Source organism: Nocardia sp. NPDC058244 (assembly GCF_042882065.1).
Lineage (GTDB): Bacteria > Actinomycetota > Actinomycetes > Mycobacteriales > Mycobacteriaceae > Nocardia.
The window spans coordinates 434,337-457,438 of record NZ_JBHVWX010000002.1 but is presented as its reverse complement, the minus strand read 5'-3'; the positions used below and the strand labels follow the sequence as shown (position 1 = coordinate 457,438).

Below are 23,102 nucleotides of genomic sequence, written 5' to 3'. Positions count from 1 at the left end.
CCACCGCATCGGAGCGACAGCGGGGCAGGTACGCCGAAAGGCTGCCTGCCTCGCGTCGTGTCCGCAGGAAATGGGTTGGCGCGGAGCGGATTTCGTTCCGCGCCGTCGATGTTTTTCGGTCAGAAGTTGCTGAACCAGTACAGCAGGCTCGCCAGCAACCAGACGATCACGGTCTCCATCGTCGCTCTCCATCTTGTCGGTACTTCCATCATCGCCGAAGAATCGGCCGATGCTGACAAGTTGTTCTTAAGAACCTCTCGAGACGGGCATCGCATCCTTTCTCCAGACACCGGAACAACCGGGTCCGACCGGTCTCGAGGGGTGATCAGTCGGACCCGGCGGTGCAGACCAGAAGGTGGCTCTTCCAGACGCTGAAGACGCACTGCCGACGGTAACCACACCGAAGGACTGGGCCGGAGCTGTTCCGCGGGTGTCGCGGGGTACGCCGACCGGGCCGGTCTGTTCGCGGGGTGACCGGCCCGGTCGTTTGCGTTCGACGGCATTCGCCGTCAGGGTTGAGGGGTGGTCGAAATCGCCGAGCACCGAGACGCGCTGGATCGTGCCGAGGTACGGCTGCGCGAAGAGTTCGCGACGATGTTCGAGCCGGCGACGATCCATCGTTTCCTGCACACCTCCTATGACGACTTCGCCGCCAGGGCGACGGTGACTTTGTATCTCCCGTTGCTGGCGGAACGTTTCGGCAGGCAGCGGCTCCAGGCGCTGGCCAAGGTCGAAGGCAAGGTCGCGACGCCGCGTCCGACGGTGCTGTTCCTGTGTACGCACAACGCGGGCCGGTCGCAGATGGCGCTGGGGTTCTTCGAGGAGCTGGCGCTGGGCCGCGCGGTCGCCTGGTCGGGCGGGTCGGTGCCGGGCGAGCAGCTCAATCCGGCCGCGGTGGCGGCGATGGCGGAGGTGGACGTCGACATCTCGCGCGAGTATCCGAAGCCGTGGACCGACGAGATCATCCGGGCCGCCGACGTGATCGTCACGATGGGCTGTGGCGACACCTGTCCGCTGGTGCCCGGCGTGCGCTACGAGGAGTGGATCATCGAGGACCCGGCTGGTCTGGAACTGGAGCTGGTGCGGCCCATCCGCGACGACATCGGCCGCCGCGTGACGGGCCTGCTCACCGAGCTGGGGATCGACGTCAGCGAGCCCGCAGGTACGCCACCCAGCCCCCGTAGCCGGTGATGTCGGTGGCGGCGACGGCGGCGTCGTAGCTGCACGCGAATCCGATCACCGAGCGGCCGTCGGACAGCTCGATGCTGCTCAGCGCCATCGGTGCGGGCAGCTCGGCCAGGAAACGGCCGAGACCGCCGGGGGAGACCAGGAACAGCTCGCCCAGGATCGGCGCGCCGAGGCCGTCGCCGTGGCGGACCAGGCCGGGCTTGGGCGGGGTGGTGTCGAGCGCGGTGAGCCGGTAGGCGTCGCTGGTGGTGATCTCGCCGGCGAACCGGGCGCCGAGCTGTTCGAGCTGCCAGTGCAGCGGCTGGCCGCGCAGGTGCGCGCCGAATACCGCCAGCGGCACACCGGTTTCCACCAGCAGCGGCGGCGGGGTGCCGGTCAGGCGGGCGGCCAGGTCGACGGCGAGCTGGTCGGCGAAGGCGGGGACGACCACCATCACGCCGAACGGCGATCCGGCGGCGGTGGGCGCGCCGGGCACCGCGACGGCGGCGAGATCGAGCAGGTTGCAGAAGTTGGTGTAGGTGCCGAGCCTGCGGTTGATCGCCACCGGGTCGGCGGCCACCTCGGCGAGCGACGGATGCTCGGTGGTGGTCGGCAGCAGGAGGCCGTCGTAGCCGGTCAGCAGCGCGGTGGCCGCCGCCCTGGCGCGGGCGAGGGTATCGAGATCGGTGGCGAAGGCATGCGCGTCCAGTTCCCGTGCCGCGCCGATGATTCCGGCGACGGTGGGATCGAGGCCGGCCGCGCCCTTGTCGACGAACGCGCCGACGGCCGCGTACCGCTCGGCGACGATCGCGCCGTCGTAGAGCAGCCGGGCCGCGTCGAGCAGCGGGGAGATGTCGATCTCGTGCACCGCGACGCCCTGATCGCGCAGGGTGGCGACGGTGTCGGTGAACGCCTGCCGATAGGCGGGGCTCAGGGGCGCGAGGTCCTCGGGGCGGGGGATCGCCACCTTCGGCCGGGGTGCGGCGGCCAGGCGCACGTCGGCGGGCCAGGCGCGGCTGCGCGGATCGCGGGCGTCGGGGCCCGCCATGGTCCTGGCCGCGGTGACGGCCAGGTCGAGGTCGGCGGCGAAGACGGTGACCGCGTCGTAGTCGGCGCAGGCCGGGACGACGCCGTGCGCGGGGATCACCCCGAGGCTGGCCTTGATGCCGACGATGCCGTGCAGCGCGGCGGGTACGCGGCCCGATCCGGCGGTGTCGGTGCCGATCGCCAGGTCGGCGATGCCGAGGGCGACCGCCGCCGCCGAGCCGGAACTCGAACCGCCGGAGATCAATTCGGGATACAGGGCATTGCGGACCGCGCCGTACGGGCTCCGGGTGCCGACCAGGCCGGTGGCGAACTGGTCCAGATTGGTCTTGCCGAGCACCAGCGCGCCCGCCGCGACCAACCGCTCGACGGCCGCGGCGGTTTCGATTGCCGGATAGGCGAATTCGGGGCAGGCGGCGGTGGTCGGCAGGCCCGCGACATCGACATTGTCCTTCACGGCGACGAGCAGTCCGGCCAGCGGCAGCTCCTCGCCCGCGGCGATCCGGCGCTCCAGTTCCGCTGCCTCGGCGGCCAGTTCGGGTTCCGGGCGCAGCGTGATCCAGACCTCGGGACGGTCCACTTCGGCGATCCGGGCGTACGCCGCGGCGACCCTCGCGGTCGCGGTGTCGAGTAGTCCTGCTGACATGGCGGGGTCTCCTTAATCGCTCATGGACATGGCGGCGACGGCGCGCGAGATGCGGTCGAGCACGACATCGAGCGAGTCGCCGATGTGGGTGTGCAGGAGTCGCTGCGCCAGCTCGAGCTCGCCGGCGAGCACGGCGTCGAGAATGCCGAGGTGCTCGCTGATCGTGGTCTCGATGCGGTTGTTGATCATGAAGTCGTACATGCGCACATGCCGGATGCGGGAGTTCACCGCGATCAGCGCGCGCACCATCTCGGCATTGCCCGCCGCGGTCAGCAGGGCGACGTGGAACTCCTCGTCGACCACGACGAACCCCGGCTCCTGGGCGGGCGGGTCGGCCTGCAGGGCCAGCCAGCGCTGTTGTTCGGCGCGCAGCAGGCGTTCGTCGTGGGTGAGGGTGGGGTCGGTGCGCACCCTGGTCATCCCGCCCAGTTCGAGCGTCAGCCGGAGTTCGTACAGGTCGCGGATGCGGGCCACGCTCGGCCGGACCGGGCTGAACCCGAATTCCTCGCGTTCCAGCAGGCCGTCCGAGCAGAGCATGGTCAGCGCCTCGCGTACCGGCGTGCGGGAGATGCCGAATCTGGTCGACAGCTTCGGCTCGGTCAGGCGCTCGCCGAAGCGGATGTCGCCGTTCATCAGCTCCGCGCGCAACGTCGAGTACACGACGTCTCGCAGCGGTCTGCCCGCGCCGTCATCCGGTGCATCCACCCTTGTCGACATGGCTGTATACGCTATCGACCGGGAATTTCTATCAAGTGACAGAAAGTAAGCGTCAGGTTATCGGGTCCTCACACCGCCGCATCTCACCAAGGCCGCGTTCGCGTGGAGAGCACTTCTCAACCACCTTCGAACACGCAGGGAACCTCGGGTGACACAGTCCGCGCGCAGTCTTTCACCGAGCCCACCGCCGCGCTCCCACTCCGCTCACCCGGAAGGGCGACCCATGAACGCATCCGCCGCAATCGTGGCCCTCATCCTCGGCCTGTTCTCGGTCATCGCCATCACCGTCTGGTGGCCCAACCCCCTCGACCGCGAAACACCCCCACCCTACGAAGAACCTCTGCTCCGCGGCGCGTCCGTCCCTCGCCCGACCCGTCGCGACCACCACTGATCCGGCCGGTGCGCCGGATAGCCGGGTGAGAGTTCCGCGGCGGCTGTAGCATCGCTCGGTTGCGACCACAACGGCATATGAGGGAACGTGAGAACCGACGCGAGACGGGCCACTCCGGCAGACAGCGATCTTGACCCCGGATTTTTCGACGCCGACGCCCAGCAGTCCGTGGCCTGGCTCGCGTGGAGCGACCCGGCCGCGATCGACGCCCGCATCGAGCGGTTGTTCGACGAGACACTGCCCCGGCTGGAAGCGGTTCGGGGTACCGAGGGCCGCCCCTCGCTCGATGACCGATTCAGCGTCGCCGCGTTCGACTGGATCGCTGCCCTGATCGAGGTCGCCGTCCGTGGCGAGGACGGACGGTACACGCCCGAAACCGATCATCTCGCGGACCAATTCGTCACCTATATCGGCGAGTGGCTGGTGCGACGCGTCGAGGGCGTCTGGTTCAACTCTCCCGGGAACGGCGCACCGATCTTCGACCAGTACGGTCCAGCGGTCGGCTACCGATGGTCGCCGGAGTCGGCGAACGACCTGGTGGCGTTGCTGTTCATGATGGCCGTGAACAGCGACGACAGCCCGTACGCGTACTTCGTCGACCTGCTGTGCGAGCGCGGACTGGTGTTCGCGGAGGAGCGGGACAGGCCGGATCTGAAGGCGGAGATCTTGGCGTGACCCCGGAAATACGAGGAGCCCCTGACCAGTGAACTGATCAGGGGCTCTTCTGTGTCTCAACCAACACGTCGGGGTGACAGGATTTGAACCTGCGACCTCTTCGTCCCGAACGAAGCGCGCTACCAAGCTGCGCCACACCCCGTGAGGCGAACCTGAAGTAGCTTACAACGAGGTGGTCGGGATTGTTAAACCGGCTGGTCAGGGAGCTAGTTGAGGGCTCGGACCGAGCTGAAGATGCGCTTGGCGGTGGCGGCGTCGATGGCGTCGGGGACGCCGGTGTCGGCGATCATCACCATCACGAAGCTGCCGTCCTTCGCGCCCTTGAACGCGTAGGTGTAGATGGAGAAGGTGGACGCGCAGCCGGGCTTGGGGTTGGGGACGGTGCCGGTGGTCTCGGTGAACATGCCGTCGGTCTTGCCGTCGATCGACTTCAGCGGCTGGGCCGGGCCGGGGGTGCCGGTGGCACCCGTGTAGGCCAGGGGCGCGGCCTTGGTGCCGAGCTCGGCGCCCGCCGCGGCGTGGTCGGCCTGCTTGGAACCGGTGAGCAGCGACATGGTGCGGGTGGAGCCGGGGCAGTAGTCGCGGCCGTCGGAGGCGTAGCCCTTGCCGATGACGGTGTCGCCCGGCGGTTCGCCGACGCCGCCGATGGTGGTCTCGGTGGCGACCTTCCAGCTCGGCGGCACGTCGTAGGCGGCGCCGCGATCGGGCGAGGCGACCACCTGATAGCCCGAGATGAGCGGCGTGCGGTTGCCCGCGGCGCCGGACGGCGACGGCGTGGTGGAGCTGGGCTGCGGCTTGCTGCTCGACGGCGGCGGCGCGCCGGTGGTGGTGAGGGCGCTGACCATCGACGGGGTGGTGCTCCCGCTCGCGGTGGTGGCCGGGTCGTCGTCACCCCGGGTCAGCGCGAACGCCGTGATGGCGCCACCGGCCAGCAGCAGGGCGGCGACACCGGCCGCCACCCAGACCACGGCCTTGCTCCCGGATTTCCGCCCGGGCGGGCCGTACGGCGGCTGTCCGTAGGGCTGGTTGCCGTACTGCTCCAGCGGCGGCACCTCGCCGTACTGCGGCTGCCCCCACTGCTGCGCGGGATTCGGCTGTCCCGCAGGCGGTTGCGCGCCCCACTGCGGCTGACCTGCGGGCGCGCCCCAGGGCTGACCCGGCTGCCCAGCGGGCGGATTCGTCCCCGGCCACCCCGCGTTGGGGGTGCGCAACTGAGTCGCGTCGGCCTGGCCCGGCTGGGGTGCGCCGGGCGGTCCTGCCGGGGGGTTCGCGCCGGGCCACGGGGTGGGGTCCGCAGGCCCGCGCAGCTGGGTGACATCGGCCTGGCCGGGCTGCCATGGTTGCGGCGAACTGGGTTGTGCTGCGGCGGGATTCGCGTTTGGCCAAGGTGCCGCCGGATTGCCCAACTGGGTCGGGTCGGCCGGCCCTGGCGGCGCGGCAGGCGGATTCGCGCCGGGCCACGGGCCGGGTTCGGCGGGGTTACGCAGCTGAGTGGCGTCGGCCTGGCTGGGCTGCCATGGCTGGGGTGAACCGAGTTGTCCGGCAGGGGGATTCGCGCCGGGCCAGGGCGTCGCTGGATTGCCCAGCTGGGTCGGGTCGGCCTGCCCTGGGGGCGCGGCAGGTGGATTGCCGCCTGGCCACGGGGCGGGGTCCGAGGGGCCGCGCAGCTGAGTGGCGTCGGCCTGGCCGGATGTCGGAAAGCCTGGCTGTCCGGTCTGGGGGTTCGCGCCGGGCCAAGGCGGCGGTTCGGCAGGGTTACGCAGCTGGGTGGCGTCAGCCTGGCTTGGCTGCCACGGCTGCGGCGAACCCGGCTGTCCGGCGGGGGTATTCGTGCCTGGCCAAGGGGCCGAGGGGCCGCGCAGTTGGGTGGCGTCGGCCTGGCCGGGCTGCGGCTGCCCGGGAGGCGGGTTGTCCCACTGCTGGGGGCCCGCCGGCGTCCACTGGGTGGGCTCGGGGAGGGCGGGGAGTGGGCCGGAGCCGTCCCAGCGCAGGGTGGGTGGGAGGCCGGTGCTGCCGGGTGTCCACACGGTGGTGGGATCGGGATTCGGCTGTCCCGGAGCGGGATCCGCCGGTGTGGGAGCGCCCGGGGGCGGGTTCACCGCACCGGGGCGCTGCCACTGCGCGTCGGATGGGTCGGGAGCGCCGGAACCGCCGAATACGGTCGGGTCGTTGCGCCGGTCGTCGGATCCACTGCTCACTGTCATCCCCTACTGACAAACGTCGTTCGGGGCGCAACCCTAGCGGGCGACGGCCTCCGATGCCGAGATGCCGTGGCCGGTGTCGGCCGACGGCCGCTTCGGCGGGGCGCCGACCAGCGTCAGCAGGGTCGCCTCCGGGCGGCAGCAGAATCGGTAGGGCGCCCACGGCGAGGTGCCGATGCCCGCCGAGACGTGCAGCTGGGTGTGCTCGCCCCACTGCGAGGCGCCCTTCACCCGCGACTTGTCGATGCCGCAGTTGGTCACCAGCGCGCCGTAACCGGGCACCACCAGCTGCCCACCGTGCGTGTGACCGGCGAGCACGAGGTCGTAGCCGTCCTCGGCGAAGCGGTCGAGTACCCGGGGCTCGGGCGAGTGGGTGACGCCGATGCTCAGCTGCGCGAGCTGGTTGGGCGCGCCCGCGACGGTGTCGTAGCGATCGCGCTGCAGGTGCGGGTCGTCGACACCCGCGCTCGCGATGCGGATGCCCGCCACCTCGAGGTCGCGACGGGTGTGGGTCAGATCCAGCCAGCCGCGTTCGGTGAACGCCGCGCGCAGATCCTGCCAGGGCAGCGGGTCACCGTAAACGCGGCGATGATCCTTCTTGAAATACTTCAGCGGATTCTTCGGCACCGGCGCGAAATAGTCGTTCGAACCGAACACGAACAGACCGGGACGGGCCAGCAGCGCGCCGAGTGATTGCACGACGGCGGGCACGGCCTTGGGGTGCGAAAGATTGTCGCCGGTATTCACGACCAGGTCGGGTTCGAGCCGGTCGAGTTCGCGCAGCCACTGCTGTTTGAGCTGCTGGCCCGGCATCATGTGCAGGTCGCTGACATGCAGAATCCGCAGCGTCGGTGAGCCGGGCGCGAGGACCGGCATGGTGGCTTCACGCAGGACGAACGCGTTCCGTTCGATCAGCGTGGCGTAGCCGATTCCGGCGACGGCGGCCCCGGCGGCTCCCAACGCGGTTCGGCGGACAGCGGACGTCGAGATAACGGGCATTTGCCCAGCATAGGCGACCCCCTCCCGGAACGGCGCGTGTGTTTCCGCACAAACGGTCGGAAATTCGGTTGCGATGAAAATGTGATGGGACTCCGCCGGGTGAACAGCTAGCGTGAGGCGCATGTCGGAACTGAAATCGCAACTGCGCGCGGATATGACCGCCGCGATGAAAGCCAAGGACACTCTGCGTCTGTCGACCCTGCGGATGCTGCTCGCCGCGATCCAGAACGCCGAGGTCTCGGGAGCGCAGGCGAGGGAACTCTCCGATGCCGACGTCGTCTCCGTGTTGCAGAAGGAAGCCAAGAAGCGCAACGAGTCGGCGCTGATCTACGAGCAGAACGGGCGTGGCGAGCTGGCCGCCAACGAGCGTGCCGAGGAAGAGATCATCGAGGAGTACCTGCCGACGCAGCTGACCGAGGCCGAGGTGGCCCAGGTGGCCGACACCGCGATCGCCCAGGTCGCCGAGGAGATCGGCGAGCGGCCGGGGATGAAGCAGATGGGTCAGGTCATGAAGGCGGCCACCGCGCTCGCCGAGGGCAAGGCCGACGGTTCGCGGCTGTCCGCGGCGGTCAAAGCCCGCCTCTGAGCGGTCGGACAACGAACAGGGCCGCCGTCCGGAAGGACGGCGGCCCTGTTCACGTTCCTAGCGCGGCACCGGGATCGGGATCGGTGGCAGGCGCGGGATCTGCGGGAGACCGGGCAGCGCGGGCGCGGGCGCGGCCGGCGGCGGCGTGGTCGGCACCGGCACGCGGACCGAGCCGTCGCTGATGTAGATCGTGACGACCGAGCCGGGGATGGCCATGCCGTTCGGCGAACTGCCCATCACGGTGCCCTTGGCCTGCGAGCCGGGGCTGGTCACCGCCGACACCTGGAATCCGGCGCCGGACAGGATCGAGGTGGCCTCGCCCTGCGACTTGCCCGCCACGTCCGGGACCTGGGAGTTGTTCGCGCCGCGGACGTACTTGTCGTCCACCGGCGGCAGGCCGGGCGGCGGGAACCGGTCGAGGACCGGCTTGATGGCGTTGAACCAGGTGCGCGCGGGTTCGTTACCGCCGAACAGGCCCGCGGCGTTGCTGGCGCCACAGTTGCGCAGCGGGAACGAGCAGATCTCGCCGGGGGTCGGGCTGTCGCCGTAGACGTAGACCGCCGAGGCCAGCGAGTTGGTGAAGCCGAGGAACGCCGAGGAACGGTGGCTTTCGGTGGTGCCCGTCTTGCCCGACATCGGCGCGGCCCAGCCCGCGGCCCGTGCGGCGCCCGCCGCGGTACCGCTGACGTCGTCCTTGCTCATCGCGTTGGCGAGGGTGTTGGCCAGACCGGGGTCGACCACCTGCTCGCACGCCTGCTGGGTGAGCGGGACGGCCTTGCCGCTGCGGTCGACGACCTCCTTGATCGGCGAGGGCGGGCACCACTTGCCACCCGAGCCGATCGTGGCGGCCACGTTCGACAGCTCGAGCGGGTTCAGCGCGAACGGGCCGAGGGTGAACGAACCCATGTTGTTGTTCTTGATGTGGTCGGCCAGGCTGGTGTTGCCGTGTCCGGAGGTCCCCGGCTCGGTGTAGGTCCGCATGCCGAGGCGCACGGCCATGTCCACCGCGGCGGCCACGCCGACGTCCTGGATCATCTTCACGAACGTGGTGTTGGGCGAGGTCGCGAGCGCGTCGGTCACCGACATCGACCCCGGGTAGTTGCCCGCGTTCTTGACGCACCACGAGTCGGCCGGGCAGCCCGGCGAGTTCGAGTAACCCATGCCCTTGGCGGCGTAGGTGCCCGGCACGTCCACCTGGGCGGCGATGCCGAGGCCCTTCTCCATCGCGGCGGCGGTGGTGAAGAGCTTGAAGATCGAGCCGGCGCCGTCACCGGCCATCGAGTACGGCTGGCCGAGCAGCGTCTGGTTGGCGTCGCGGTCGAGGCCGTAGGTGCGGCTCGACGCCATCGCGAGGACGGGGTGCGAGTCCTGGCCGGGCGCGATCACCGACATGACCTCGGCGATGTTGTCGAGGTTGGGGTCGGCCTGCTCGTTCACCGACCGCTTCACCGACTCCTGCAGGACCGGATCGAGCGAGGTCTTGATCAGGTAGCCACCCTTGTCCACCTGCTCGCGGCTGATGCCCGACTCGGCGAGGTACTGCAGCGCGTAGTCGCAGAAGAAGCCCTTGTCGTTGGCGGCGATACAGCCGCGCGGCAGGCCCTTCGGCTCCGGCAGCACACCGAGCGGCTCGGACTTGGCCTTGCGGAACTCCTCCGCGCGGTTGGGGATGTTCTGGATCAGCGTGTCGAGCACCGTGTTGCGGCGATCGGTGACGCCCTGGACGTTGGTGTACGGGTTCAGCTTGGAGCTGGACTGCACCATGCCGGCCAGCATCGCCGACTGGGTGACGTTCAGGTCGGCGGCGTCGACGCCGAAGTAGGTCTGCGCGGCGTCCTGGATGCCGTAGGAGCCGTTGCCGAAGGGCACCAGGTTCAGATAGCGGGTGAGGATCTCGTCCTTGCTCAGCTCGCGGTCGAGGGTGAGCGCCATCCGGATCTCGCGCAGCTTGCGCGCGGGGGTGGTCTCGATCGCGGCCCGGCGTTCGACGTCGGTCTTCGCGACGACGAGCAGGTTGAAGTTCTTCACGTACTGCTGGTCGAGCGTGGACGCGCCCTGCTGCACCTCACCGGAGGAGGTGTTGGTGAGGAACGCGCGCAGCGTGCCCTGCCAGTCGACGCCCTTGTGGTCGGCGAAGCGCTTGTCCTCGATGGAAACGATCGCCAGCTTCATGTTGTTGGAGATGCGATCGCTCGGCACCTCGAACCGTCGCTGCTCGTAGAGCCAGGCGATGGGCGCGCCGTTCGCGTCGACCATGGTCGAGACGGCCGGGACCGTGCCTTCGACCAGTTCGGCTGACACGTTGTCGACGGCATCGGCGGCTCGGTTGGAGATGAACCCGAATCCACCGGCCAAGGGGAACAACAGCCCGGCGACTAGCACGGAGGCCAGCGCGCAGCTGCCGGCCAGCCTCGCGAGCGTTTGAGTGATCGGCACCCGCCCAGCCTAAAGGGTGGGGTGGCGGTGTTCACGGCTGTGCTGCTCGACAGGTGATGTCCGGTCGGTGCCAGGGGGGTTGCTCGGGCGTGTCAACAAAATGATCACATCGGCGTGTCGCGCCCGGCCACGCCGGTGAACAGCAGGACTGCCCGGTCGGATCCCTGATTTGAATGGACGGCCGTACCAAAAAATCGGGGGGTGGTCTTGCGCAAGCGCCATACCTTTACCTAGATTGAGAACCCAGTGTGATAGAGCTAACACTCAAAGTGGAATGTGGTGCGGACCGCAGCGGTAGTTGGGTTGCTGTGATCCGCGCTCGCGATTCTGGAGCGCCGCACAACGGTGTTCGGACTGCAAAGGGGCACATCAAAATGCACATCACAACCCCCATCGCTCGACTGGATGTAGAGCAGGCCGAGGCAAGGATCGCTTGGGTTGCCCAGGCGCGATGCAAGGAAGTGGACCCTGATCAGCTGTTCGTTCGTGGTGCGGCGCAGCGCAAGGCGGCGACGATCTGCCGCCATTGCCCGGTGTTGATGCAGTGTGGCGCCGACGCGCTGGACAACCGGGTGGAGTTCGGAGTGTGGGGCGGGATGACGGAGCGGCAGCGGCGCGCGCTGCTCAAGCAGCATCCCGATGTGACGTCGTGGGCCGACTTCTTCCAGGCCCAGCGCCAGCACCAGGTGGCGATCTAGCAGGCGAGACCGCAGCGTTATCACAAACGGCGCCGAGACCGCTGGGTTTGCGGAATCGGCGCCGTTGGCGAGTGTTACGAAATTGTGAGCTATAGCTGAAATGTCTGAATCGAGCTCTGGATTCGGACCGGACAGCTCAGACCGCGGCGGGTTTGCCCGCCAACTGGTCACCGACCGCACGCAACGCCTCCAGGTCGGAGACCTCGAACGGCAGCGCGGTGACCGAAACGATCGGGACCCGCGGATGGGCGCCGGTGAAGCGATGCAGCAACCGCTGTTCCCGCTTCGCCGTCGCCACCCGCTCGGCGTGGATGCGCAGCACCGACGCGGCCAGCGAGTCCGTCCCATCGAGCTGATCGGCGGCGGTCAGCGCGTGATCGGCGGACAGTCCCGACAGCGCGGGGTGGGTCCGGTTCAGCACCAGGCCGGCCAGCGGCATCTGCTCGGTGGACAGCCGGTCGACGAAGAACGACGCCTCCCTCAGCGCGTCGGGTTCGGGCGCGGCGACCACCAGGAAGTGCGTGCCCGGCTTCGACAGCATCGCGAAGGTGCGCTCGGCCCGGTCCTGGAAACCGCCGAACAGCGACTCCAGCGACTGCAGGAACGTCGAGGCGTCCTTGAGCATCTGGCCGCCGACGATCGTCGAGACACCGCGCATCGCCAGGCTCATCGCCCCGGTGACGAACCGGCCGACCCCGCGACCAGGCGCCATGATCAGCCGGATCATCTTGCCGTTGAGGAAGTTGCCGAGCCGCTTGGGCGCGTCGAGGAAGTCCAGCGCGTTGCGCGAGGGCGGAGTGTCGACCACGATCAGGTCCCACTCCTTGTGCCCGGCCAGCTGACCGAGCTTCTCCATCGCCATGTACTCCTGCGTGCCGCCGAAGGACGAGGCCACCGTCTGATAGATCGGGTTGGCGAAGATCTGCTCGGCCTTCTCGGCGCTGGTGTGCTCGAGCACCATGTCGTCGAAGGTGCGGCGCATGTTCAGCATCATCGCGTGCAGCTCGCCGGGTACCTCGGGACCGAGGTCGACGCGCTGCGGGGTGTTGTCCAGCTCGGCGACGCCGAGCGACTGGGCCAGCCTGCGCGCCGGATCGATGGTGAGCACCACGACCTTGCGGCCCGCCTCCGCGGCCCGCAGCGCGATCGAGGCCGCGGTCGTGGTCTTGCCGACGCCGCCGGAACCGCAGCAGACGATCACGCGGGCCGTCGGATCGGCGATGATCCGGGAGACATCCAGCGGGGGCGTGGTGGTCACTTGCTCGCTCATCGCACTCCCTGCGCGGATAGCTGTTCTGCCAGTTCGTAGAGTCCGCCCAGGTCCATGCCTTCGCCGAGGGCGGGCAGGTGCAGCTGGGGCACGTCGACCCGCGCCAGTTCGGCGGCGCTCTCGTCCTGTGCGGTCAGCATGACGGCGTGGTCGACGGTCTCGGTGAGCAGACCCGCGAAATCCTCGTCGGGCAGCGTGATTCCGGCCTTCGCCAGACTGGCGGCGATGCCGGTGCTGTCGAGCTCGCCGCGCACGGCCAGCGCGCGATCGACGGCGGTGAGCCGGGATTCGGCCGCCCGGTTGACGATCACCGTGCCGATCCGCAGGTCGTTGGCCGCCAGCTCGGCGACCGCGTCGGCGGTCTCCTGCACCGGCAGCGCCTCGAGCAGGGTGACCAGGTGGATCATCGTCTGGTCCGAATGCAGCAGCTTGGACACGCCCTCGGCCTGCGAGGCGATCGGGCCGCCCTTGGCGATCTCGGCCATGGCCTGGGTGACGTCGAGGAAGCTCGCGATCCGGCCGGTCGGCGGTGCGTCGACGACGATGTCGTCGTAGGCGGGCTTGCCGTTCTTGTCGGCGCGCACCACGCATTCCTTGATCTTGCCGGTGAGGATCACGTCGCGCAGACCGGGCGCGATGGTGGTGACGAACTCGATCGCGCCCATCCGGCGCATCGCCCGGCCCGCGAAGCCGAGGTTGTAGAACATGTCGAGGTATTCCAGGAACGCGTGCTCGATGTCGAGGGCGAGCGCGAACACCTCACCGCCGCCGTCGGCGCTGGCGATCTGGGTCTCGGTGGGTGGCAGCGGCGGCCGGTCGAACAGCTGCGCGATGGACTGACGGCTCTCCACCTCGACCAACAGCACTTTGCGTCCCCCCGCGGCCAGGGCGAGCGCGAGTGCGGCCGAAACGGTCGACTTGCCGGTGCCTCCCTTGCCGGTGACGTAGTGCAAGCGGGCGGTGGCCGCGCGCTGTGGCCATCCGGTCGACGGTTCGGGAACCGACGAAACCGGCTCTGCTGTTGGTGCTCCCACGTGGCCGAGCCTATAACCCGTTTCTCGGCGGCGGTCGGGGTGCGCCCTAAACTCACACCATGAGTGAAGTCACCCTGTGGGAGTACGCCACCGTGCCGCTGCTGACGCACGCGACCAAGCAGATCCTCGACCAGTGGGGCGCCGACGGCTGGGAGCTGGTCACGGTGCTGCCCGGCCCGACCGGCGAGCAGCACGTCGCCTACCTGAAGCGGCAGAAGTAGCCGTGGCCACCGCGTGGAAGGACGCGCTCGATCGGCTCGGGGTCACCCTGCCGCCGGTCGCCGCTCCCGTCGCGGCCTACATCCCGGCCGTGCGCACCGGTTCGCTGGTGTACACCTCCGGCCAGCTGCCCTTCGTCGACGGTGAGCTGTCGGCGGTCGGCAAGGTCGGCGCGGACGTCGATGTGGAGCAGGCCAAGGAGGCCGCGCGGCTGTGCGCGCTGAACGCGCTGGCCGCCGTGCACGACCTGGTCGGGCTCGACCAGGTGGTGCGGATCGTCAAGGTCGTCGGGTTCGTCAACTCCGCACCGGGATTCACCGATCAGCCGATCGTGATCAACGGCGCCTCGGAGTTCCTCGGCGAGGTCTTCGGCGAGGCGGGCGTGCACGCGCGCTCCGCGGTGGGTGTCTCGGAACTGCCGAAGAACACTCCCGTCGAGGTGGAATTGATCGTCGAGGTCGGATAGGCAGCCGTCATGGCACTGGAACATCCCGCGTACGGCCAGGTCAGGGCGGTCACGCCGACGGCATCGGTCCTGCTGGCGGACAACCCGTCGCAGATGACGCTCGACGGCACCAACACCTGGCTACTGCGCGCTCCCGGCAGCGACGACTACGTGGTCGTCGATCCGGGGCCGAAGGACAAGAAGCACACGGCCGCGATCGTCGCGGCCACCGGCGGCCGGGTGGCGCTGACCCTGATCACCCATCACCACCCCGATCACACCGGCGGCATCGATCACCTGGTGAAGGCCACCGGGACGCCGGTGCGTTCGGTGGATCCGAGCTACCTGCGCGGCGAGGTCAGCGCGCTGGTGGCCGGCGAGGTCGTCGAGGCGGCGGGCCTGCGGATCACTGTGCTCGCCACTCCGGGCCACACCGCCGACTCGGTGAGCTTCCTGCTCGACGACGCGATCATCACCGGTGACACGGTGCTCGGCCAGGGCACGACCGTCCTGGCCTCGTCACCGGGCGCGCTCGCCGACTTCCTCGGCTCGCTGGAGCTGCTGCTCGAGCTCGGCGCGGGCAAGGCACTGCTGCCCGCGCACGGTCCCGATCATCCCGACGCGGCCCCGGTGGTGCGGTACTACCTGCACCACCGGCGCGAACGGCTCGATCAGATCCGCGCGGCGCTGGTCGAATTGGGCCAGGACGCGGGTGCTTTCGAGGTCGTCCGCAAGGTGTACGCCGATGTGGACAAACGGCTGTGGCCCGCCGCGCGTAGCTCGGTGAAGGCACAGCTGGAATATCTGCGGGCCGAACGCGGGGCCTGAGCGCGGTTCGGAGGCCGACGTGCGGTGATCCGCGCGTCGGCCTTCGGCGTGCCCGGACGACGTGCTGAAACGACGACGGCACGCCGGAACCACAGTGGTGCGGACGAGGCCCTCTTCCTACGGAGCCGCACCGGTGGTCCCGGCGTGCCGAGACGTCGACGAACTACTCGCCTCAGCGAGCGCGACGGGCGAGCCGCTCGGAATCCGAGATCAGCACGCTCTTGCCCTCGAGTCGCAGCCAGCCGCGATGCGCGAAGTCGGCCAGCGCCTTGTTCACGGTTTCACGGGAGGCGCCGACCAGCTGGGCGATCTCTTCCTGGGTGAGGTCGTGGGTCACGCGCAGCGCGCCCGCTTCCTGGGTGCCGAAGCGCTGAGCGAGCTGCAGCAGCGCCTTGGCGACGCGACCCGGCACGTCGGTGAAGATCAGGTCGGCGAGATTGTTGTTGGTGCGGCGAAGACGTCGGGCCAACACGCGCAGCAGCTGCTCGGCGATCTCGGGGCGCTGATCGATCCACGCCTTGAGCGCGTCACGGTCCATCGTCACCGCGCGGACCTCGGTGACCGTGGTGGCGGTCGAGGTACGCGGGCCCGGGTCGAAGATCGACAGTTCACCGAACATGTCCGACGGACCCATGATGGTCAGCAGGTTTTCCCTGCCGTCCGGGGACCGACGACCGATCTTCACCTTGCCCGAGGTGATGATGTACAGCCGGTCGCCGGGTTCGCCCTCGTTGAAGATGACGTGGCCGCGCGGAAAATCTACGGGCTGCAGCTGCTTGGCGAGCGCGGCCACCGCGGTGGGCTCGACGCCTTGGAAGATGCCTGCTCTGGCGAGGGCCTCGTCCACGAATGTGCTCCTTATGGGATATGGCTTGCGAACCTGGTCGAGCGAATCGACCAACAGCGCAGTCTACGCGGCATCACAGCAGCACAGTGACAGACACCACGTAAAGAGTGGATTGCGCACTGTGCGCGGAGTGTGAACGGGCGGTTGTGCCCAGGGTGGAACGATGATCAGCTGGCCCGAGCGACGTCCATTTCGGCGGTCCGTGAGCGGCGCTTGCGCATCCGCGCGACCGCGGCGGGGAGGCCGAGCTTCGTCAGCTCTTTCACTTCGGCGTTGCTGGCGTTGTCCAGGTACTGCTGAACCTCTTCGTCGGGTTCGAGAAGCTTTCGGAGCCGATTCTCGACCCGCTCCATCCCCAGCGCGAACAGCATCAACAGCACTGGGAAGAGCACCACAGCGAGTCCTTGCATGACAGGCAGTAAACACGGTCCAGGTCTCAGATGGAACACAGGCGGCAAACTGGCCACCCGATGTTGTCGTAGCGGTTCCGTATGGTGGACAGGTGCCCGTTTCCCCCTCCACCGCGGCCGCAGGCGACGCCGAAACGGCCGCGGCGCCCACCGGTATCTCCGCGGCGCGCAAGCGCAAGAACCGTGCGATAGCTGCGGAAACGCGGATCGGATTGGTTCGGCGGGCACGCCGGATGAACCGCACCCTCGCCGCGGCCTTCCCCGACGCGCACTGCGAGCTGGATTTCACCACTCCGCTGGAGCTGGCCGTGGCGACGATCCTGTCGGCCCAGTGCACCGACGTCCGCGTGAACCTCACCACTCCCGCGCTGTTCGCCAAGTACCGCAGCGCGCGCGACTACGCCGAGGCCAACCGGGCCGAGCTGGAGGAATACATCCGGCCGACGGGGTTCTACCGGAACAAGACCAGTTCGCTCATCGGGCTCGGTCAGGCGCTGGTCACCGAATTCGACGGTGAGTTGCCTCACACCATGCCGGAACTGGTCAAGTTGCCGGGCATCGGACGCAAGACTGCGAACGTCATCCTCGGCAACGCCTTCGATGTGCCGGGAATCACGGTCGACACCCATTTCGGCAGGCTGGTGCGCCGCTGGAAGTGGACCGAGGACGAGGATCCGGTCAAGGTCGAACACGCGGTCGGCGAGCTGATCGAGCGCAAGGAGTGGACGATGCTCTCGCATCGGGTGATCTTTCACGGTCGCCGGGTGTGTCATGCGCGCAAGCCGGCCTGCGGCGCCTGCGTGCTCGCCAACGATTGCCCGTCGTTCGGGATCGGGCCGACCGATCCGGTGGCCGCCGCCGATCTGGTCAAGGGGCCTGAGCGCGAGCACCTGCTCGATCTGGTCGGCCTGTGAGTGATCCCGCCGAACCGTCGCCGATGCGACGGCCCGCGGTCCGCTGGGCGCTGGCCGCGCTGATCCTGGTCGTCGCCGCGGCGGTGGCGCTGTGGCCGCGTGGTGGTTCCGAGAACGCCGGCCCGTCGGCACCCCAGACCAAGCAGCCCGCGACCGCGTCGGCGGAGCAGCGGGCCGCGGCGGGTCTGGCACCGTGCCCGGCCCCGGCTCAGCAGGCCGGATCGGGTCCGCTGGCCGGGATCACCCTGAACTGCCTCGCCGACGGCGCGCCCGTCGACCTCGCCGCCGCGCTCGGTGGCAAGCCCGCGCTGCTCAATCTGTGGGCGTACTGGTGTGGTCCGTGCGCCGTCGAGCTGCCCCACCTGCAGGAATTCGCGCAGCGCGCGGGCTCGCAGCTCACCGTGCTCACCGTGCACAGCGATCCCGACGAGGTGAAGGCGCTGTCGCGGCTGGACGGCCTGGGCATCACGCTGCCCGGAATCGAGGACCCGCGGGCGAGCGTGCGCACCGCCGTCGGCGCGCCCGCGGTACTCCCGGTGTCGGTGCTCGTGCGCGCGGACGGCACGATTGCCAGTGTCGAGGTTCGCACGTTCGCCGATGTCGCCGACATCGCCGACACGGTGGCCGAGGAGCTCGGCGTTCGGATCGCGGTATGACGAAGGACGTTGTGATGAACGGTGTATTACGGCTGGACGAGTCCGGCCTCCCGTCCTGGCTGACCGCCGCGATCCGGCACGGTGGCCCCGATGCCGACGACACCCTCGCCACCTCCCGTGCGCTGCGCCGGGCCATGTCGATCACCGGCAAGCCGCGCCAGGCCGCCGTGCTCGTGCTGTTCGGCGGCTCGCCGGAGCCCGACTCCGCCGCGCAGGGCGGGCTGCCCGCCGACGCCGACGTGTTGCTCACCCAGCGCGCGTCCACCATGCGGCAGCATCGCGGCCAGGTCGCGTTCCCCGGTGGCGCCGAGGACCCGGGCGACGACGGCCCGATCGGCACCGCGCTGCGCGAGGCCGCCGAGGAGACCGGCCTCGACCCGGCGGGCGTGCAGCCCTTCGCGATGCTGCCGAAACTGTTCGTTCCGCCCTCGAAGTTCGACGTGACCCCGGTCCTCGGCTACTGGCGAGCACCGAGCGCGGTCGGCGTCGTCGATCAGGCGGAAACCGAGCGTGTCGTCCGTGTTCGGCTGACCGAATTGCTCGATCCGGCACACAGATTCATGGTGCGTGGCAGTCTCGGCTACCAGAGTCCCGCGTTCCAGGTCGACGGCATGCTGGTCTGGGGGCTCACCGGCGGTATCCTCGCCGGAATCATCAAAACGGCTGGGTGGGAAAGAGACTGGGATCGGGGCGACGTGCGTGACCTGGAGAGCTCGTTGGCTGCGGTCGGAATGACCCTGTGAGCCCGTCGGTATGGCTCGATATCGCGGTGGTGCTGATCGCGTTGGTCGCGGCGTCCACCGGCTGGCGGCAGGGCGCGGTGGCCTCGGCGCTGGCGTTCTTCGGCGTCGCGCTCGGCGCGGTCGCCGGCATTCTGATCGCGCCACACATCCTCAAACACCTCAGTGAGGGGCGCAGCCGGTTGCTCGGCGGCATCCTGCTGATCGTGCTGCTGGTGATCGTCGGCGAGGTCGCGGGCATGGTGCTCGGCCGGGCCGCGCGCACCGGCATCCGGCATCCGGCCGCGCGCAGCGTGGACAGTGTGGTCGGTGCCGTCCTACAGGCGGCGACCGTGCTGGTCGCGGCGTGGCTGCTCGCGTTGCCGCTGGCCACCGCGTCCCAACCGGGGGTCGCGGCCGCCATCAACGGGTCGCGGGTGCTCGCCGACGTCAACTCGGTGGCGCCGCAGTGGCTGCGCAAGCTGCCCAACGAATTCTCCAAGCTGCTCGACACGTCCGGGCTGCCGGATGTCATCGGGCCGTTCGGCCGGGCGCCGATCGCCGCGGTCGAGCCGCCGGACGCGAGCGTGCTCGCCAGTCCGGTCGCGGCATCGCTCCAGCAGAGCGTGTTGCGCATCCGTGGTGTCGCGCCCAGTTGCCAGCGGGCGCTCGAGGGCTCCGGCTTCGTCGTCGCGCCGGAACGGGTGATGACCAACGCGCACGTCGTCGCGGGCACCACGAGCGTGTCGGTCGATACGGCGCGCGGGCCGATGGAGGCCAGCGTGGTGCTGTTCGACCCGTCCAAGGACATCGCGGTCCTCGCGGTGCCGGGTCTCACCGCGCCGGTCGTGCCGCAGGCGCCGGAGGCGGCGAGCTCGGGGGAGAGCGCGATCGTGCTCGGCTACCCCGGTGGCGGCCCGTACACCGCCAGCGCCGCCCGTGTCCGCGAGACCCTCGACCTCACCGGCCCGACGATCCACCGGGACGGCACCGTCGAGCGTGAGGTGTACACCGTGCGCGGTCAGGTCAGGGCCGGTAACTCGGGCGGACCGCTGGTCGACACCGAGGGCCAGGTGCTCGGCGTGGTCTTCGGCGCCGCCGTCACCGACGACGACACCGGCTACGTGCTGACCCTGCGCGAGATCGCCCCCGAACTGGCGGCCGCGCAGACCAGCGGAAGCCCGGTTCCCACCGGTGCGTGTGTCCTGAGCTGAGCGCGGATCGTCCCGGGCGGCCGTCGGCTGCCCGGGACGAACCCGGTCAGGGGGAGACCAGGCCGTCCTTGGGCGAGCCGTTGACGCCGTTCTGTTCGCGCCAGCGGGTGGTCAGCACCTCGTTGACCTTGCCCGGATTCTCCTGGTGCGCGTAGTGCCCCGCGCGCGGGATCGACACCAGAGTCCGATCCGGCGACAGCCGCGCCCCACGGTGGAACGTGGTCGGCAGCAGGTAGGGGTCGTGCTCGCCGCGCAGCCCGAGGACCGGGATGTCGATCGGCGTGCGCATGGTGGCCATGAACCGCTTGCCGTCGGGCCGCCACTGACTGCGGAAGGCCCAGCGCTGGTATTCCAGCGCGCTGTGCGCGGCGCCGGGAATCCGGATGGCGGTGCGCATCCGGGCCGCGGTCTCGGCGAATTCGGCCGTGCGTGACCAGGATTCACCGACCCGCTCGCGCAGCAGCCGCTCCACCTCGGCGCCGTCGCGGCGGGTGAGCAGGTGCTCCGGGTAGCGCGGCAGCTGGTAGCGCAGGAAATCCGGCAGCCAGGTGCGGCGCTGCGCCGGATCGCGCAGGACCGCGCTCTTCAACGCCGCCGGGTGCGGCGAGCTCACCAGGGCGATCGAGCGGACCAGCCGGGGATGCAGCACGGCGGTGGCCCAGCAGACCAGGCCGCCCTCGGCGTGCCCGACGAGCGTGGCCTCGGTGTGGCCGAGCGCCCGGATCAGGCCGGCGATGTCACCGGCGAGGGTCCAGCCGTCGTAGCCGCGCGGTGGTTTGTCGGTGTCGCCGTAGCCACGCAGGTCGACGGCGACGGTGCGGTACCCGTGCTCGGTGAGCCCGGTCAGCTGGTGCCGCCACGACCACCAGAAGTCGGCGAAGCCGTGCAGCAGCAGCACCAGCGGGGCATCAGCGCGGTCCGTTCCGTCGGCTTCGACGACGTGGAAGCGGATCCCGTTGGCGTGCACGTCCCGGTGGGTCCACGGTCCGTCGTAACGGACGCTGGACGGATCCGGGAATGAGTTGGACGACACGCCGATCGAGCCTAGTAGGCGGGTCCGGCCGTCGCGACCGGGCCCGCCCGGCGCGTCATCGACGGGTCGACTTCTCCAGCGCGGGAGCGGGCTCGCTGTGGGTGAGCGCCGCGGGCAGCACCTCGGCCGTCTGCTTGAGCGAGTTGATCGTCTTCTCCGGTGCCCGCAACTTGCGGACCTTCAGCCAGCCGAGCAACGCGAGCAAGGCCGTCGTGATCACCATCAGCACGAACACGATCAGGAACGCGGCCCAGCGGTACAGCCACACGTCCAGCAGTTCGGCGAGGAAGAAGAAAAAGAAGAACGAGCTGAACAGCAGCACGGTCAGCGCGAGAATGAAGAACACGCTGCCGGTGAGTCCCTTGCGGACCTCGGCGGTGACCTCGGCCTTGGCCAGCGCGACCTCGGCGCGGACCAGTGTGGACATCTGTTCGGTCGCATCGCGGACGAGGCTGCCGAAACTCGCCGATCCGGGCGGGTTGGCGTCGGTCAACGGGATGGAAGTGACCGTGCGACCGTCATTTCCGCCTTGGGTGTAACTCACTTCGTCGACCCTTCTCCCTGTCCTGGCACTACTAGGCCTCACTGTCCGGTTGTAGCTCGTCCGCTTCGCGGCGCGCCTGGTGCACACGTCCTCGGCGCAACAGTAGCGCCGATCCGAGCAGCGATGCTGCCATGGAGGTCACCAGGACGGCGGCCTTCGCCAGATCGATGGCGTCGTCACCGACATCGGCCAGGGCGAGTTCCGCCACCAGCAGGCTAACGGTGAACCCGATCGCGCCCAGTACCGACAGGGCGAACATGTCGCGATATTCCAGCCCCACCGGTCGTTTCGCCACGCCGAACCGGATCGCGAGCCAGCTGATCCCGAAGATGCCGATGGTCTTGCCGAGCAGCAGTCCGAGGATGATCGCCAGCGACAACCGATCGGTGAACAGCGAGCCGAACACCGCGGCGTCGAGCGGAACGCCGGAGGCGAACAGCGCGAACAGCGGCACGCAGATGCCCGCCGAGATCGGCTGCACGACATGCTCGAGATGGGTGGCGGGCGCCATCTTCTCGCCCGGGTCCTTGCGCACTCTGGTGAGCAGTCCGAGCGCCACACCGGCCAGCGTCGGATGGATGCCCGCCTCGTGCAGCGCGTACCAGCAGACCAGCGCGACCGGCAGATAGAACAGCGGTGTGTGCAGCCGCTGCCGCTGCGCCAGCGCCCAGGCCGCGCAGCAGGCCAGCGCGACGCCGAGCCACAGCATCGACAGCGACGCGGTGAACAGCACCGCGATGAGGATGATCGCGAGCAGATCGTCGACCACGGCCAGGCTCAGCAGGAACACCCGCGCGCTGGCGGGGATGCGCGAGCCGGTCATGGCGAGGACCGCGAGCGCGAAGGCGATGTCGGTGGCGACCGGGATCGCCCAGCCTTTCTCCATGCCGGGTACGCCGTGGCCGACCGTGATCGCGATCAGCGCGGGGGTGACGACACCGCCGACGGCGGCGATGATCGGCAGCGCGGCCCGCTTCGGGTCGGCCAGCTCGCCGACGACGAATTCGCGTTTGAGCTCCAGCCCGGCGACGAAGAAGAAGATCGCGAGCAGCCCGTCCTTGGTCCAGTCGGCCAGGGTGAGATCCAGGTGCAGCGCGGGAATGCTGAGCCGGGTGTCGACCATCGTCTGATAGCTCGCGCCCCAGGGCGAATTCACCCAGATCAGCGCGACGGCGGCGGCGATGAGCAGGAGTGCGCCACCGACGGTCTCGGTGCGGAGATAGCGGGTGAGCTCGGAGCGAACACGGGTGATCACAGGGGGGCCTTTCGGCGGGGTCGACGGCGCTGCGGGCGCTCATCCACCCGGCGGTACCTGGAGATTCACGACCGCATGCCGACCAGTCTTCCCGGCACACCTGAACGCAATTCTAACGGACACGGCCGGTGACATCCGATGCCACCGGCCGTAT

The 23,102-nt window shown here is 69.4% G+C and carries 23 protein-coding genes and 1 tRNA gene; 11 read left to right on the top strand and 13 right to left on the bottom strand.

Annotated elements, in window-relative coordinates:
• The first annotated feature begins 522 nt into the window (after nt 1-522).
• A complete protein-coding gene (locus ACFVW6_RS08365; RefSeq protein ID WP_378824960.1) occupies nt 523-1,191 on the top strand; it encodes an arsenate reductase ArsC in 669 nt (222 codons plus the stop codon).
• Here the strand turns inward: ACFVW6_RS08365 and atzF are convergent.
• Together atzF and ACFVW6_RS08355 are read right to left on the bottom strand one after the other, a co-directional pair.
• Nucleotides 1,148-2,857: an allophanate hydrolase gene (atzF, locus tag ACFVW6_RS08360; protein WP_378824962.1), complete on the bottom strand. Its 1,710-nt coding sequence runs from the start codon at nt 2,855-2,857 to the stop codon at nt 1,148-1,150. The genes ACFVW6_RS08365 and atzF overlap by 44 nt on opposite strands.
• A 12-nt stretch (nt 2,858-2,869) precedes the next feature.
• On the bottom strand, nt 2,870-3,574 hold the full coding sequence (locus tag ACFVW6_RS08355; RefSeq protein ID WP_357345993.1) for a GntR family transcriptional regulator: 705 nt from the start codon (nt 3,572-3,574) through the stop codon (nt 2,870-2,872).
• Nucleotides 3,575-4,052: 478 nt separating this feature from the next.
• Between ACFVW6_RS08355 and ACFVW6_RS08350 the strand changes: the two genes are divergently transcribed.
• The gene (locus tag ACFVW6_RS08350) at nt 4,053-4,640 is read left to right on the top strand and encodes a hypothetical protein (protein ID WP_378824965.1); all 588 of its coding nucleotides are present in this window, start codon (nt 4,053-4,055) and stop codon (nt 4,638-4,640) included.
• 68 nt (nt 4,641-4,708) lie between these two features.
• Here the strand turns inward: ACFVW6_RS08350 and ACFVW6_RS08345 are convergent.
• From ACFVW6_RS08345 to ACFVW6_RS08335, 3 genes are all read right to left on the bottom strand, one after another.
• Nucleotides 4,709-4,782 (bottom strand) — tRNA-Pro (locus ACFVW6_RS08345).
• 64 nt (nt 4,783-4,846) lie between these two features.
• Nucleotides 4,847-6,838 carry a hypothetical protein gene (locus tag ACFVW6_RS08340; protein WP_378824967.1) on the bottom strand — a complete coding sequence of 664 codons (1,992 nt, stop codon included), beginning with the start codon at nt 6,836-6,838 and terminating at the stop codon, nt 4,847-4,849.
• Between the two features lie 39 nt (nt 6,839-6,877).
• Complete coding sequence (locus ACFVW6_RS08335; RefSeq protein WP_355280928.1) at nt 6,878-7,840, bottom strand: metallophosphoesterase; 963 nt, start codon at nt 7,838-7,840, stop codon at nt 6,878-6,880.
• A 121-nt stretch (nt 7,841-7,961) separates the two neighbouring features.
• On the opposite strand from ACFVW6_RS08335, the gene ACFVW6_RS08330 reads away from it, so the two are divergent.
• The gene (locus tag ACFVW6_RS08330; protein WP_357346001.1) at nt 7,962-8,426 is read left to right on the top strand and encodes a GatB/YqeY domain-containing protein; all 465 of its coding nucleotides are present in this window, start codon (nt 7,962-7,964) and stop codon (nt 8,424-8,426) included.
• 57 nt (nt 8,427-8,483) lie between these two features.
• Here ACFVW6_RS08330 and ACFVW6_RS08325 read toward each other — a convergent pair whose 3' ends face one another.
• Nucleotides 8,484-10,862 carry a transglycosylase domain-containing protein gene (locus tag ACFVW6_RS08325; RefSeq protein WP_355280924.1) on the bottom strand — a complete coding sequence of 793 codons (2,379 nt, stop codon included), beginning with the start codon at nt 10,860-10,862 and terminating at the stop codon, nt 8,484-8,486.
• Between the two features lie 374 nt (nt 10,863-11,236).
• On the opposite strand from ACFVW6_RS08325, the gene ACFVW6_RS08320 reads away from it, so the two are divergent.
• Complete coding sequence (locus ACFVW6_RS08320) at nt 11,237-11,560, top strand: WhiB family transcriptional regulator (protein ID WP_019044565.1); 324 nt, start codon at nt 11,237-11,239, stop codon at nt 11,558-11,560.
• 136 nt (nt 11,561-11,696) lie between these two features.
• Here the strand turns inward: ACFVW6_RS08320 and ACFVW6_RS08315 are convergent, their stop codons facing one another.
• Complete coding sequence (locus ACFVW6_RS08315) at nt 11,697-12,830, bottom strand: ArsA family ATPase (RefSeq protein WP_378824970.1); 1,134 nt, start codon at nt 12,828-12,830, stop codon at nt 11,697-11,699.
• The gene (locus ACFVW6_RS08310; protein ID WP_378824972.1) at nt 12,827-13,864 is read right to left on the bottom strand and encodes an ArsA family ATPase; all 1,038 of its coding nucleotides are present in this window, start codon (nt 13,862-13,864) and stop codon (nt 12,827-12,829) included. Before ACFVW6_RS08310 ends, ACFVW6_RS08315 begins: the two co-directional genes overlap by 4 nt.
• Before the next feature lie 59 nt (nt 13,865-13,923).
• Between ACFVW6_RS08310 and ACFVW6_RS08305 the strand changes: the two genes are divergently transcribed.
• The 3 genes from ACFVW6_RS08305 to ACFVW6_RS08295 are packed head-to-tail and all read left to right on the top strand — an operon-like array spanning nt 13,924 to nt 15,356.
• Nucleotides 13,924-14,085, top strand: coding sequence for a DUF4177 domain-containing protein (locus ACFVW6_RS08305; protein WP_019044568.1), 162 nt, complete (start codon nt 13,924-13,926; stop codon nt 14,083-14,085).
• A gap of 2 nt (nt 14,086-14,087) precedes the next feature.
• The gene (locus ACFVW6_RS08300; protein ID WP_357346006.1) at nt 14,088-14,549 is read left to right on the top strand and encodes a RidA family protein; all 462 of its coding nucleotides are present in this window, start codon (nt 14,088-14,090) and stop codon (nt 14,547-14,549) included.
• 9 nt (nt 14,550-14,558) lie between these two features.
• Complete coding sequence (locus tag ACFVW6_RS08295) at nt 14,559-15,356, top strand: MBL fold metallo-hydrolase (protein ID WP_378824976.1); 798 nt, start codon at nt 14,559-14,561, stop codon at nt 15,354-15,356.
• A 172-nt stretch (nt 15,357-15,528) separates the two neighbouring features.
• Here the strand turns inward: ACFVW6_RS08295 and ACFVW6_RS08290 are convergent, their stop codons facing one another.
• Nucleotides 15,529-16,203 (bottom strand): Crp/Fnr family transcriptional regulator, encoded by a 675-nt coding sequence (locus tag ACFVW6_RS08290; RefSeq protein ID WP_019044571.1) that lies wholly within the window; start codon nt 16,201-16,203, stop codon nt 15,529-15,531.
• A gap of 167 nt (nt 16,204-16,370) precedes the next feature.
• Entirely contained in the window at nt 16,371-16,613 is a 243-nt protein-coding gene (locus ACFVW6_RS08285; RefSeq protein WP_255587266.1) for a hypothetical protein, read from the bottom strand.
• A gap of 155 nt (nt 16,614-16,768) precedes the next feature.
• Here ACFVW6_RS08285 and nth point away from each other — a divergent pair, with 155 nt between their 5' ends.
• From nth to ACFVW6_RS08265, 4 genes are read left to right on the top strand one after another with little or no spacing between them, the layout of a single operon-like run.
• Nucleotides 16,769-17,527 carry an endonuclease III gene (nth, locus tag ACFVW6_RS08280; protein WP_355281019.1) on the top strand — a complete coding sequence of 253 codons (759 nt, stop codon included), beginning with the start codon at nt 16,769-16,771 and terminating at the stop codon, nt 17,525-17,527.
• A 23-nt stretch (nt 17,528-17,550) separates the two neighbouring features.
• Complete coding sequence (locus tag ACFVW6_RS08275; protein ID WP_378825700.1) at nt 17,551-18,183, top strand: TlpA family protein disulfide reductase; 633 nt, start codon at nt 17,551-17,553, stop codon at nt 18,181-18,183.
• Complete coding sequence (locus ACFVW6_RS08270; RefSeq protein ID WP_378824978.1) at nt 18,180-18,926, top strand: NUDIX hydrolase; 747 nt, start codon at nt 18,180-18,182, stop codon at nt 18,924-18,926. Before ACFVW6_RS08275 ends, ACFVW6_RS08270 begins: the two co-directional genes overlap by 4 nt.
• Nucleotides 18,923-20,116 carry a MarP family serine protease gene (locus ACFVW6_RS08265; RefSeq protein ID WP_365009838.1) on the top strand — a complete coding sequence of 398 codons (1,194 nt, stop codon included), beginning with the start codon at nt 18,923-18,925 and terminating at the stop codon, nt 20,114-20,116. The genes ACFVW6_RS08270 and ACFVW6_RS08265 overlap by 4 nt, the downstream gene beginning before the upstream one ends.
• Before the next feature lie 46 nt (nt 20,117-20,162).
• On the opposite strand, the gene ACFVW6_RS08260 is transcribed toward ACFVW6_RS08265, so the two are convergent.
• The 3 genes from ACFVW6_RS08260 to nhaA are packed head-to-tail and all read right to left on the bottom strand — an operon-like array spanning nt 20,163 to nt 22,948.
• Nucleotides 20,163-21,149, bottom strand: a complete 987-nt coding sequence (locus ACFVW6_RS08260; RefSeq protein ID WP_355280908.1) for an alpha/beta hydrolase — start codon at nt 21,147-21,149, stop codon at nt 20,163-20,165.
• Between the two features lie 55 nt (nt 21,150-21,204).
• Nucleotides 21,205-21,693 carry a phage holin family protein gene (locus ACFVW6_RS08255; RefSeq protein ID WP_355280906.1) on the bottom strand — a complete coding sequence of 163 codons (489 nt, stop codon included), beginning with the start codon at nt 21,691-21,693 and terminating at the stop codon, nt 21,205-21,207.
• Nucleotides 21,694-21,724: 31 nt separating this feature from the next.
• Nucleotides 21,725-22,948: a Na+/H+ antiporter NhaA gene (nhaA, locus tag ACFVW6_RS08250; RefSeq protein ID WP_378824982.1), complete on the bottom strand. Its 1,224-nt coding sequence runs from the start codon at nt 22,946-22,948 to the stop codon at nt 21,725-21,727.
• Between the last annotated feature and the right edge of the window lie 154 nt (nt 22,949-23,102).

Excerpts from the sequence above, each read along its gene's own strand:
- atzF (WP_378824962.1), bottom strand. The coding sequence starts at position 2,857 with ATGTCAGCAGGACTACTCGACACCGCGACCGCGAGGGTCGCCGCGGCG.
- ACFVW6_RS08355 (WP_357345993.1), bottom strand. The coding sequence starts at position 3,574 with ATGTCGACAAGGGTGGATGCACCGGATGACGGCGCGGGCAGACCGCTG.
- ACFVW6_RS08335 (WP_355280928.1), bottom strand. The coding sequence starts at position 7,840 with ATGCCCGTTATCTCGACGTCCGCTGTCCGCCGAACCGCGTTGGGAGCC.
- ACFVW6_RS08330 (WP_357346001.1), top strand. The coding sequence starts at position 7,962 with ATGTCGGAACTGAAATCGCAACTGCGCGCGGATATGACCGCCGCGATG.
- ACFVW6_RS08320 (WP_019044565.1), top strand. The coding sequence starts at position 11,237 with ATGCACATCACAACCCCCATCGCTCGACTGGATGTAGAGCAGGCCGAG.
- ACFVW6_RS08315 (WP_378824970.1), bottom strand. The coding sequence starts at position 12,830 with ATGAGCGAGCAAGTGACCACCACGCCCCCGCTGGATGTCTCCCGGATC.
- ACFVW6_RS08305 (WP_019044568.1), top strand. The coding sequence starts at position 13,924 with ATGAGTGAAGTCACCCTGTGGGAGTACGCCACCGTGCCGCTGCTGACG.
- ACFVW6_RS08295 (WP_378824976.1), top strand. The coding sequence starts at position 14,559 with ATGGCACTGGAACATCCCGCGTACGGCCAGGTCAGGGCGGTCACGCCG.
- ACFVW6_RS08285 (WP_255587266.1), bottom strand. The coding sequence starts at position 16,613 with ATGCAAGGACTCGCTGTGGTGCTCTTCCCAGTGCTGTTGATGCTGTTC.
- ACFVW6_RS08275 (WP_378825700.1), top strand. The coding sequence starts at position 17,551 with ATGCGACGGCCCGCGGTCCGCTGGGCGCTGGCCGCGCTGATCCTGGTC.
- ACFVW6_RS08270 (WP_378824978.1), top strand. The coding sequence starts at position 18,180 with ATGACGAAGGACGTTGTGATGAACGGTGTATTACGGCTGGACGAGTCC.